This window comes from Clostridium sp. UBA5119, assembly GCF_002414285.1.
GTDB lineage: Bacteria > Bacillota > Clostridia > Clostridiales > Clostridiaceae > Clostridium_J > Clostridium_J sulfidigenes.
The window spans coordinates 59,610-71,526 of record NZ_DHYX01000050.1; the positions used below are offsets into that span (position 1 = coordinate 59,610).

Sequence of the window (11,917 nt, forward strand, 5' to 3'; positions counted from 1 at the left end):
TTTAACAGGTGTATTTATTTTTTAGAACATGGGCACTATATTCTTAATCTTTGATTAATACTTATAAAGGCAGGGATATAGTAAATGAAAAGAACTATGATAACAGTAGTAAGTTGGAGTTTAATTATTTCAGCTATTTCTATGGTATATTTTTTTAATATTATTGAAAGAAAAGAAAATGAACCCTTTGTAGAAGCTATGGTAAGTGATAATTTATTAATTAATAATAAAATTATTGAGCATATAGGCTTAGCAGAAGAAGCTTTAAAGGAGTTCGGAGCTATGAGTAGTGAAGAAGCTGCAAAGCTTTGGGCAAAGGGAATGATGACTAGAAATGGAGTACTTCAATACGCTGTTATGAATAAGGAACTTCAGCAAGAATTTAAAAATCATCTTTCTAATAAAAATAATACATCATGGGTAACAGGGACCTCAAGTCCGTGGATTACTAGCTATGAAATCATAGACCAAGTTGATGTGAGTGGCAAGGTTAAATTGCATAAGATAAAATTTAATTTAGCTACAGCTGAGGGCCAGGAGAAACCAGTCTATAGTACATTAACTATAATGTACTATGATAATAAATGGGCTATTTCAAGTATAAGGTAGGTTAACTTGTAGATAAACAGAGTTCTTTGCTTCAGAGGGAGTTTTCACTCCCACCGAAGCTTACTAACAGAATTCTAAGTATCAGTATTTTCGATACTTAGAATTCGTTGTCCTTTAGGGGAAAGCGTTATCCAGGGACGTAACTGCTCTTTACTCCCACTTTGAAGAAGACTGGAGTATTAGAGCTGGTAGTCATCGGATAAATATATTATAAAGAAGTTCTTATTTATGGTGATATAATAAGAACTTCTTTTATTTTGAGGTTTATTATAGTAAATATGTTTAAAAAATAGTATAATTGTGTAGCTTAAGTTAATAATGTGGAAATAAACAATAAACTTAAGCATTAAATAAGAGATGTTGATATATAATTTAGAACATAGAAAAATTTAAAATGTAAAATAAGGGAGACAATTATGAAAATAAAACTAAACTCCAATATTGCTAAAAGAACTATATCTAATATTATTGTAGTTTCAGTAGGGATTATACTGTTTTTTATAATAAAAAATCTAGGAGGCATTTTTAATAAAGTAGGAGAAATAATTAAACTATTAATGCCATTTATATATGGTTTTGCTATAGCATATTTATTAGCTATACCATTAAAGTTTTTAGAAGAAAAAGTTCTTAAATTTATGGACAAGAAAAATCAGTACAAAGCAAAAAGATTTATTTCAATAACTATTACATATATATCTGCAGCTATATTAATTAGTATTGTATTTTCTATATTAGTTCCAGAGTTGAGTCGTAGCATATATACACTTTTAGAAAATATACCTGAATATATTAAGGCTCTAGAGGAATACATAAATAATATAGTTATAGCTTTAAATTTGAATGGGGATATGGTAGAGGATATAGTAAAAGATTTTAATAGTATATCTAAATATATAACCAGTATTGCAGGCACAGCAGTGTTAGATTTATTCCAATTCTCTGCTAATATTACTCAATATATACTAAACATATTTATAGCAACAATTATATCTATTTACTTATTAGCAGGAAAAGAAAAATTTTTTGCACAGATTAAAAAATTCTTATACGCTATTTTACCGGAGAAACCTGTAAAGTATGTAGTAGAGCTCACTAGATCTAGCCATAAAACTTTCATAGGTTTTCTTGGTGGTAAATTGTTAGATTCATTAATTATAGGAATCATATGCTTTGTGGGTATGAAGATATTTAAAATGCCATATCCACTTCTTGTAAGCTTTATAATAGGAATAACTAACATTGTCCCGGTATTTGGACCATTTATAGGGGCAGTTCCTAGCGTTATAATTATATTTATTGCTAGTCCAATTAAGGCATTATGGTTTATATTATTTATTTTAGTGCTTCAACAGTTTGATGGAAATATATTAGGACCTAAGATTTTAGGAAATTCCACAGGATTGACTGCATTTTGGGTAATGTTTGCCATACTTTTAGGAAATGGATTATTTGGAGTGGTAGGAATGATATTAGGAGTTCCCACATTTGCTGTAATTTATTCAATTATAGTAAGTGTAATAAATAATGCACTAAAGGAAAAGGGATTGCCAGTAGAAGCTAAGGAGTATGCAGCTCCAGAAAATAAAATTAAATTTTAGAAAATGTACATTAATATGATGAGATATTGGGTAAATCTATATCTCATCATATTTTTATTTTATGGCCTTAAGTTTGTTACAAATTCTAGTAAAAAATAATCCATATTTCAATGATAATATAATGTAAATAGCACATTTCAAAATAATTACAGATATTAATATTGTTAATAAAGGAAATATGATGTATAATTTAACTGAAAATATAAAAATGAGGTGTTAATTATGGATTTTATGTCCTTTGAAGATGTTATAGCGAAAATTCAAGGTGTAACTCATAGTAAAGTAGTATATAATGAGGAAGCAGTAGAAGAGGTTCATATAATTGCCAATACTACAAGATCACCTAAACAGATTGTAAGAGACATCGAATCGGCACTTCTTGCGATATTTAATTATAGAATAGATAGAAAATTAATTAGTATAGCTCAAATAGATACTGGAGAAACGAAGTCTATAAAGAGAATTAGATATGAAGGTATTTCTTTAGAAGTTAAAGATAATAACGTAAGATGTGAAATTAGATTAAATATGGATGATGATGAGTATACGTCTACGCAAACTGCAATTGGAACAAGTATTAATAGACTTAAAGTAGTAGCTAAAGCTACTGTGTCAGCTGTAGAAGAAATAATTGGACAAGTATCAGTTTTTGATGTAGAGGATATAGTAATAAACTCAATTAGAGACGTATCCTATGTAACCGTTATTGTAAATATGATAAATGACATTGCAGAAGAGGTTCTAATAGGAACTGCCATTGTAAGAAATGATGTAAATGAGGCAATAGCAAAGGCCACTCTTGATGCAATAAACAGAAGAATAGAAAAATAGTTAAACTGGTTTAATGGCCGATTATATTATATTTTATTTATCTTTCCTTAGCGGAGTGGAAATTATGACAGATTTTTAGCGGATCTTTGTTAATTTGCATATAAGGGGGATTTTATAATGAAAAACATGAAAAAAGTAATGCCAGCTTTAATAGCTTTAATAGCTTTAGCAATGGCTGGTGGATCAACTATCACTTGGGTGTTTTAATAGTTAAAGATAATAAATAATCGGCCTTAAATATATAGCGGAGGAATAAGATGAATAGTATATCTTCAGAACAAAAAAGATTCTTTCTTTCAATTTATATAATTACTATAATATCTTTTATAATACCTATAATTGAAGGGAAAATAAAAATAGAAGTTTGTAATTATGCAAATATTATAGTATTTATAATTTTAACAGCAATTACAGAATCGTTTACTGTATATTTTAGGAATATGTCTTTTAGTACAAGCTTTGCTGTANNTTATATTTTGTTTGGTCCTTTTCAATGTATTATAATTCTAGTATTGGGATTCTTATTTAGAGTTATGAAAATAGATAATGGTAAATATAAACATGTATTTAATACTCCACTATATGGAACAATATTTAATTGTTGTGCGTTAATATTACCAGTTGTAGTTGGTAGTTTTTTTTATAAAACCTTAGGTGGACAATTTAGTCTAAACTTTATAGTTAGCAATATAGGACCATTGATAGTATTTTGTTTTGCTTTCATAATAGTTAATAGTTTAATAATGTCTATATTAATGTCTATAGTTACAAATAAGAATGTAGTATTCTGTTTTACGGGTAATATAAGAATGGGAATATTAAATTCTGTAGTTATGATTCCAATAGGAATTTTATTAGCACTAGTATTTATTAAGTATGGTTATTTAGGCATAGTATTCATAACATTTCCATTATTATTAATTAGATATACTCTATTATTATATACAAGTTCAAAATCACAATTTATAGATACTGTAGAAGCTTTAATGAATGCAATTGATGCTAGGGATCAATATACAGAAGGACATTCTAGAAGGGTTGCAGAGATATCAGTAGCTATTGCAAAGGAATTGAAATATAATCCTTGGAATATTGAACAACTAAATATAGCTGCTATGCTTCATGATGTGGGTAAAATTGGAGTTAGTGATGCTATTTTAAATAAACCAGGGAAGTTAACGGATGAGGAATTCGATGCAATAAAGGAGCATCCGGAGATAGGAATTAAAATAATTAAGGATATTAAAAATATTGATTATGTTTATCCTATAGTTAGAAACCATCATGAAAGGTATGATGGAAAAGGATATCCAGATGGTAAAAAAGGTGATGAATTACCTTTAAATGTTTACATAGTTCAGCTAGCCGATACTGTGGATGCTATGGCATCAGATAGGCCTTATAGGAAAGGACTTTCGGCAAGTATTATTTTAGGGGAAATTAAAAAATATTCAGGTACTCAATTTCATCCTAAGGTGGCAGAAGCTTATTTAAGAATTGTAGAAAAGAATGGTGGAAAGTTGCCTTAATATAATAATTAAAAATAAATTAATTTAAAGCATTTTACATATATGGGGGATAGCCATGTTCTTATTTTCAATAATTCTTGGAATAGTATTAGGATATTTGCTAAAAGGAAATATAGAAAACTTAAATAATCTCGAAATTAAAAGGTGGTGGCTTATAGCCCTAGGGTTTTTAGTGGAATTTATAATGAAGATTTTTCTTAAATCAGGACATCTTCAAATTGGAAGTTTAACTTATGTTTTAAATATAGTAATGTATAGTTGTATAATGGCATTTATATATATAAATAGAAAATATAAGATGATTTTAGTCATTGGGATAGGCTTTTTATTGAATATAGTGGTTATATTCGGAAATGGATGTACTATGCCTATTAGTACAAAGGCTATGGATATATTAAATGTAAGTGGACCAGTAGAAACTAAAGGTCTATATTCTATTATTAGTGTAGAAACAAAGTTTAAATTTTTAGCAGATGTAATACCATATAAGTTATGGAAGTATAGAGGAATAGCTAGTATTGGAGATATCATATTATCTATAGGTATCATTGGTATTGTAATAAAGGGAATGAAGCTTAGAACAGATTAAAATAAATATAAAATTATATATTTAATGCTTATAGAACACCTTTTAGGTGTTTTTGCATATTGAATAGAATAATAAAATATAATTGTTGAAGGAGAAAATAAGTATAAGTTTAAGTAGTTTCAAGTAAAATTCAAGTTATATTAAAAAAAGTGTATTGACTACAAATTAACAATAATATATATTTATACCATGGGTAAAAACGGATTTACATAAAGTTATATATAATTCAATTGAAGAAATTGATAAGGGGGAGGAAATATGTCGTTAAAGGTAAATAATCTTGCTAAGAGCTATGGTGATAAATTGGTAGTTGATAATTTAAGTTTTTTCATAGAAGAACCGGGAGTTTTTGGATTATTAGGAACTAATGGTGCAGGAAAAACTACTACCATAAGAATGATGCTAGGAATGTTGAAAAAAGATAATGGGACGATTACTTGGAATGAGAAACCTTATAATTCTAAAGAAGTTTCAACAGGATATTTAGCAGAAGAGCGTGGTATATATTCAAAATTTACTGTGTTAGATCAATTAATATATTTTGGTGAGTTAAAAGGAATGACTCGTAAGGAAGCGTTAAAAAGCATTGAATATTGGCTTGAAAGATTAGAAGCTACTGAATATAGAAATAAAAGAGCAGAGCAATTATCTAAGGGTAATCAGCAGAAAATACAATTTATTGCAGCCTTAATATCTAATCCAGAAGTACTAATTTTAGATGAACCTTTAAGTGGACTTGATCCAGTAAATACAGATTTGTTTAAAGATATAATTAAGGAAGAAATAGCAAGAGGTAAATATATAATAATGTCAAGCCACCAAATGAGTACTATAGAAGAGTTTTGTGAGAATCTTGTTATACTTAATAAAGGCAAAACTGTGTTAAGTGGTAACTTAAAAGAGATTAAAAAATCTTATGGAAGAAATCACTTAATTTTAAATTGTGATGGAGATGTAAAAGAGCTATTGGAAAAAGCTAATATGAAAATTTTAAATGAAAATCAAGATTATATAGAGTTAAGTATTAATAGTGAAGATGAAGCTACAAGTTTACTTAAAGAAATATTAAGTAGAAATATTCAAGTTATTAGATTTGAGCTTAGGGAACCAACTCTTCATGAAATATTTATTGAAAAGGTAGGTGAGTAGAATTGAATATGGATAATTTTTGGAAGGTTACAAAATTTACTGTAGCGCAACAAGTTAAGGGTAAGGCATTTAAGATTTCTACCACCATAATATTGATAGCAGTGCTTATATTAACATCATTAGTAAACTTTATTCCTGCAATTTTTGGTAAGGATGATGACACTAAAGAGGCAACTAATGGTAGCAAAGAAATTGGAATAGAGACTGCTTATTATATGGATGACTCTGACCTGAAGGTAGATTTAGAGTCCGGATTAAAAGTAGCTTTTCCAAGTTTAAATTTAAAAAAGGCTACAGAAAGTAGAGAGTCTATATTAGAAAAACTTAAAACTATGGAAGATAAGATGGTTTTAGTTTCTATTAGTAATGAGAATATAGGATATTACGTGGAGGTAATAACACCAACTAGTGATACTGTATCTTCAGAGGATGGACAAATACTAGCAGAAACTATATCTAGTATTTTAAATAATAGTAGATTAATTAAGGCTGGAGTATCACAAGAAGAGCTAGGAAAATTATCTACACCTATAAACACTCAAGTATTTACTGCAGGTGATGAGGATGATACATTGGAAGATATGATAATAAAAATGGTATTTCCTATGGTAGCGTGTATGCTACTATTCTATATAATTTATTTTTATGGATATTGGGTTGCCAGTTCTATAGTTGCAGAGAAAACTTCAAGAGTAATGGAATTATTACTTACATCAACTAAACCAATGGAACTTGTTGTAGGTAAGTGTGTTGGTATGGGATTCTTAGCAATAACTCAGTTTGCATCTATATTACTAACTGCATATATATCATTTATAGGAAGTGGAGCTATAGTTAAGAAGTTTATAGATACATCTGCAAATATATTTGATATATCAGCAATACTTGGAAAAATTCCAGTGGTACAAGTGGTATTAATAATACTATTCTTTATATTAGGATATGTATTGTATGCTATTATAAATGCTTTAGTTGGTGCAACTATAAGTAAGTTAGAAGATTTAAATACAGCTATAATGCCAGTATCATTTATTTCAATAATAGGTTTTTACCTAGCATATGCGGCTATAATGTCTCCAGAATCAGTGATAGGAACCATTGCAACTTATGTACCATTTTCAGCACCATTTTATATACCATCTATGATTTTATCAGAAACAGTAGGGATAGTTCAGATGGGAGTTTCATTATTAATATTAATAGCAACAATTATAGTGTTGACTCTATTTACAGCTAGAGTATACTCTGTAGTAATACTTCATACAGGTAATAGACTAAAAATAAAAGATCTATTCACCATATTTAATAACGAAAAATAATATAACGAAAAATAATATAACGAAATTATAAGTTTAAAGCTAACTAAGAATAAAATTGTAAAAGATTATTCCTAGTTAGCTTATCTTATCTAAAGGTAGTATGAGTAGAAGGTTCATTTTCTCCATATGGAGAATGCTCATTAGCTTTATTTTTAACACCCTCTTGGTATTTAGGGGACATTGGATCAGATTTTAGTGAAGTAGTTTTTTTATTTTTAGTTTTACAAGAATTTTTAGACATAATACTTCCTCCTTAATATAAGTAATATTATCATTTGTAGAATTACATAAAATAATACTAGTAATATATTGTATATATGGTAGTAGTATTATAATAAAAATTCATGTTATGGTATTATTTATCTAAATCTAATTTATTTATAATATCCTCATAGGTTGTCTTAGTATTTTTTGAATCTTTGTAGTTAATGTAATAATGGGAAGGGCTTGAGTCCAATATGATTTCAATGAAGGGACCCTCTTTACTAGCTAAGAATAGCTTAGCTTTAATATCATTTTTTAGACTATAATTTCCTTTTTGAATTCCACCCATGCCTATGCCGCCTGTTCTAATAAGAATTTTAGGCATTTCATTTACTAGGGAAACACTTTTTATTTTATCCTTTGGAATTGAAGCATTAACTCCACTAGATATTTTTATAGAAGTATCAGTGATTGTTACTTTAGTTGAGGAATAACCAATAGCCATTATAGGTATACAAGTTATCATCATAATAAATATAACTATTACTAATACAATTTTTGTTTCTTTACTAGAGTTTGGATTATGGTCAAAGCGTTGACAATAATAAATAGAATACAGTATTACAATTGCAGTTAGAACTATAAAAATAGCTAAAGAAATATTAAAAAAATAGCTTAATAGAAATCCCATAATGTTTAAACTAGAGATAAAAAAGAATATTTTACTTATATGATTTCCTAAGGCTTCAATTTCCACATTTGCTTTTTCTTCTTTACTCATAGTGTTGTATCCTGAGATTAGCCAATACCACTTTAATTTACTTATGCATATTCCAATACTAAAGAATAAGGCTGCAACAATTAAAAGTACAATGTTTATTCCCATAGAGATACCTCCTAAATATAGTATATAATATTATATAAAAAATTATATGATTAGTTATGAATTATATCAAGAAAATAAAGTAATAATTACAAAATAAAAGAAGTGGAATTTGAAATGTATACGTTGTATTAAAAAATATATCAAATAAATATTGACTATGTTTGTTGAGTATTATATTATTAAGAAAATTAAAATATTTATCCCAATAAGTATTAAAATTAAATTTAGATAATTAAGAGATGTTATTTAGGGTAGAGGAGCTTTTACCAAAAGTATTCTTGAGAAGTGGGCACACGATGATACAAGAAGAAAGGGGAGNNGAAGAGAATAACCTGGCAAGGATATACTCTGGGATAGTACAAAATATGTGCTATACTGCCACTATGAAAATAGTGGAGAGCTACAAAGTAACACCTGTTGTGTTCATAGTGAATTAAATTGAGCGTGACAAGGGTGTTCCTTTGTCCGCCTTTTTTTATTTTGGTACATAAGTACCCAAATAAATATTACTCTCATAAACTTATAGTGGGGAGCTGAAAGGAGAATTTACTATGAACTTATTTGGAACAATGAATGTTAGAGAAAACAATCTTTTTGTGGGTGGAATTAATACTTTAGAGTTGGTTAAGAAATTTGGAACTCCTCTTTACGTCATGGATGAAGAGCAAATTAGAGATAACTGTAGAAGATATATGAAAGCCATGGGTGCAAAAATGAATGATAACAAAGTAGCCTATGCTGGAAAAGCGTTTTTAACTAAGGCTATTGTTCAAGTTATGAAGAATGAAGGACTATGCCTGGATGTTGTATCAGGAGGAGAAATTTACACTGCTATAGTCAGTGAATTTCCTATGGATAAAGTATATTTTCATGGAAATAATAAAACCATTGAAGAGATAAAACTAGGAATAAAAGCCGGTGTTGGAACCTTTATTGTGGACAATATGATGGAATTAGAGAATATTAATAATATATGTGAGGTTTATGGAAAAACTCAAGATATATTACTTAGAATAATTCCGGGAATTGAGGCACATACTCATGAATATATCAAGACTGGACAGATTGATTCTAAGTTTGGATTTACTCTTTTGGAGGATAATATATTTAGAGTAGTAAAGAGTATAAGTGAGCTTGAGAATATAAATTTAAAAGGACTTCACTGTCATATAGGATCGCAGATATTTGATATAGAACCATATAGAGAAGCTGTAAGGATTATGATTAATTTAATGAATAATATTAATAATCATTTTGAAATTAGTATGACAGAACTTAACCTAGGTGGAGGTTTTGGTATATATTATGGTGAAGGTGACGATCCCAAAACTATAGAGGAATATTGTGCTGGAATTTTAAATGAAGTAGAGAGTTGTAGTAGAAAATTGCAGATGAAAAATCCTAATATAATAATAGAACCAGGTAGAAGTATAGTTGGAAATAGTGGAATCACTTTATATACTATTGGAGGAGTTAAAGAAATTCCTAATATTAAAAAATATGTATCTGTAGATGGGGGAATGACAGATAATATAAGGCCATCATTATATAGTGCACAGTATCAAGGATTAATAGCTAATAATGTAGAAAATAATGAAGAAGCTATGGTTACTATTTCCGGTAAATGTTGTGAATCTGGAGATGTATTAATTAATGATATAAGTCTTCCAAAGGTAAAAAAAGGTGATATATTAGCAGTGCTTTCTACAGGAGCCTATTGCTATTCCATGAGTAGTAATTATAATAAGATTCCTAAGGCACCAGTGGTTTTAGTTGGAAAATTAGGACCAAGGCTCATATGTAAAAGAGAAACCTACGAAGATATGTTAAGAAATGAATTATTAAATGATAAATTAATATAAAAAAGTAAAGCACCCCATGTAAATGAGGGTGCTTTACTTTTTATGTTTATGCTTATTTTTATTATCCTTATTAATTAAAATAGAAGACAAATCAGTACCAATTAAGTTGTTAATATTTATATAGCCATTACCTTGTTTATATTTTTTATCATTTATCAAGGTTGAATTTATTCTTAATAAAGTATATATATCATCAAAGGTAAACGCGTTGTTTATTTCAAATAATAGTGCACAGATACCTGCTATAAAAGCACAGGATATAGAGGTTCCACTACGAATAGTATAAGGTGATGTAAGCGGTGGGGGATATATTTTTTCACCATCTCTCTCAGATATATAATTACAGTCTGTGTTTAAAGATATAATATTATCACTTGCAGCAACAAAATCAGGTTTTTTTAATATTTTATTAGAGCCGCAACAGGAATAATCACTTATTTTATAAGTAGAATTTGTATCTATTCCACCTATTGTAAGCACCTTATCAGATAGAGCAATACCTTTTATAGTATCTTCTTTATCTTCATTATTGCCAGCAGGTACAACTATTATTACGTCTTTATTTCTAAGTATAGTAAAAATTTTATCATATAGAGATAAAATAAACTTATTTAAAGTAGTTATTTCAAAAGGTGCACATACTATTTTTATATTAAATTCATCAATGCTATCGTATAAACATTCCAAAGCAAATAAAGTGGCTGAAATATACCCTTTACCAAGCTTATTAAAGGCTTTTATCATAACTAAATGGCTATCAACAGCAATGCCATGTTGTTTTACTTTTTTATTTGTACCTTCGCCACATATTAATCCAGAAATAAAAGTCCCATGACCATTGTCATCATAAGGGTATGTTGAACCATTAATTATATCAATGAATTTTTTTACTTTGTTTGATGGGGTAGATAAATCTATATGTGGATATACGCCACTATCAATAATACCAATACCTATGCCTTTACCTGAAACCTCTTTATTTTTTAACACTTCAAATCTTTTGTTATCTAAAAAAATTCCATTGGCATGAAGGATATTTTGATTGCATAAAAATGCTATGTCGTCAATGCATATATATTTGACTTCCGGAAGCTCTATAATTCTTTTAATAGCTCTTTTGGTAGCAAGTACACATAAACAATGCAAGGATTTAATATTATACAAGACTTCACCTTTTGAGGATTTAATGTTTTTCTCTATTGAATTTTTAATGCTACCATATTTAATTATTATTCTATATCTATTATAAATATCATGATCCATCATATTTTTAAGAGTTGGGTCAAGTTTTTTATTAAAAAGCATAAAATACTCCTTATATACTTATTACACTTATTA

The 11,917-nt window shown here is 28.3% G+C and carries 11 protein-coding genes and 1 riboswitch; of the genes, 8 read left to right on the forward strand and 3 right to left on the reverse strand.

Annotation, left to right across the window (positions count from 1 at the left end; all coding sequences use genetic code 11):
* Positions 1–84 precede the first annotated feature (84 nt).
* The 7 genes from B2671_RS07535 (at position 85) to B2671_RS07565 (ending at position 7,627) form a co-directional block, all read left to right on the forward strand.
* Complete coding sequence (locus tag B2671_RS07535; protein WP_346869851.1) at positions 85–609, forward strand: hypothetical protein; 525 nt, start codon at positions 85–87, stop codon at positions 607–609.
* A 416-nt stretch (positions 610–1,025) separates the two neighbouring features.
* The gene (locus B2671_RS07540; RefSeq protein WP_346869852.1) at positions 1,026–2,210 is read left to right on the forward strand and encodes an AI-2E family transporter; all 1,185 of its coding nucleotides are present in this window, start codon (positions 1,026–1,028) and stop codon (positions 2,208–2,210) included.
* 222 nt (positions 2,211–2,432) lie between these two features.
* Entirely contained in the window at positions 2,433–3,041 is a 609-nt protein-coding gene (locus tag B2671_RS07545) for a hypothetical protein (RefSeq protein ID WP_346869853.1), read from the forward strand.
* A gap of 986 nt (positions 3,042–4,027) precedes the next feature.
* Positions 4,028–4,570, forward strand: coding sequence for an HD-GYP domain-containing protein (locus B2671_RS17680; RefSeq protein WP_422653226.1), 543 nt, complete (start codon positions 4,028–4,030; stop codon positions 4,568–4,570).
* Positions 4,571–4,625: 55 nt separating this feature from the next.
* Positions 4,626–5,159, forward strand: coding sequence for a DUF5317 family protein (locus tag B2671_RS07555; protein ID WP_346869855.1), 534 nt, complete (start codon positions 4,626–4,628; stop codon positions 5,157–5,159).
* A 258-nt stretch (positions 5,160–5,417) separates the two neighbouring features.
* Positions 5,418–6,308: an ABC transporter ATP-binding protein gene (locus tag B2671_RS07560; RefSeq protein ID WP_346869856.1), complete on the forward strand. Its 891-nt coding sequence runs from the start codon at positions 5,418–5,420 to the stop codon at positions 6,306–6,308.
* An 8-nt stretch (positions 6,309–6,316) separates the two neighbouring features.
* Positions 6,317–7,627, forward strand: coding sequence for an ABC transporter permease (locus B2671_RS07565; RefSeq protein WP_346869857.1), 1,311 nt, complete (start codon positions 6,317–6,319; stop codon positions 7,625–7,627).
* A gap of 85 nt (positions 7,628–7,712) precedes the next feature.
* Here the strand turns inward: B2671_RS07565 and B2671_RS07570 are convergent, their stop codons facing one another.
* Positions 7,713–7,868 (reverse strand): hypothetical protein, encoded by a 156-nt coding sequence (locus tag B2671_RS07570; RefSeq protein ID WP_346869858.1) that lies wholly within the window; start codon positions 7,866–7,868, stop codon positions 7,713–7,715.
* Positions 7,869–7,982: 114 nt separating this feature from the next.
* The gene (locus B2671_RS07575; protein ID WP_346869859.1) at positions 7,983–8,717 is read right to left on the reverse strand and encodes a DUF3784 domain-containing protein; all 735 of its coding nucleotides are present in this window, start codon (positions 8,715–8,717) and stop codon (positions 7,983–7,985) included.
* A 244-nt stretch (positions 8,718–8,961) separates the two neighbouring features.
* Positions 8,962–9,128, forward strand: a riboswitch (Lysine riboswitch).
* A gap of 140 nt (positions 9,129–9,268) precedes the next feature.
* On the opposite strand from B2671_RS07575, the gene lysA reads away from it, so the two are divergent.
* Positions 9,269–10,579: a diaminopimelate decarboxylase gene (gene lysA / locus B2671_RS07580; RefSeq protein WP_346869860.1), complete on the forward strand. Its 1,311-nt coding sequence runs from the start codon at positions 9,269–9,271 to the stop codon at positions 10,577–10,579.
* 33 nt (positions 10,580–10,612) lie between these two features.
* Here the strand turns inward: lysA and B2671_RS07585 are convergent, their stop codons facing one another.
* Positions 10,613–11,884 (reverse strand): S8 family serine peptidase, encoded by a 1,272-nt coding sequence (locus B2671_RS07585; RefSeq protein ID WP_346869861.1) that lies wholly within the window; start codon positions 11,882–11,884, stop codon positions 10,613–10,615.
* Positions 11,885–11,917: the final 33 nt, after the last annotated feature.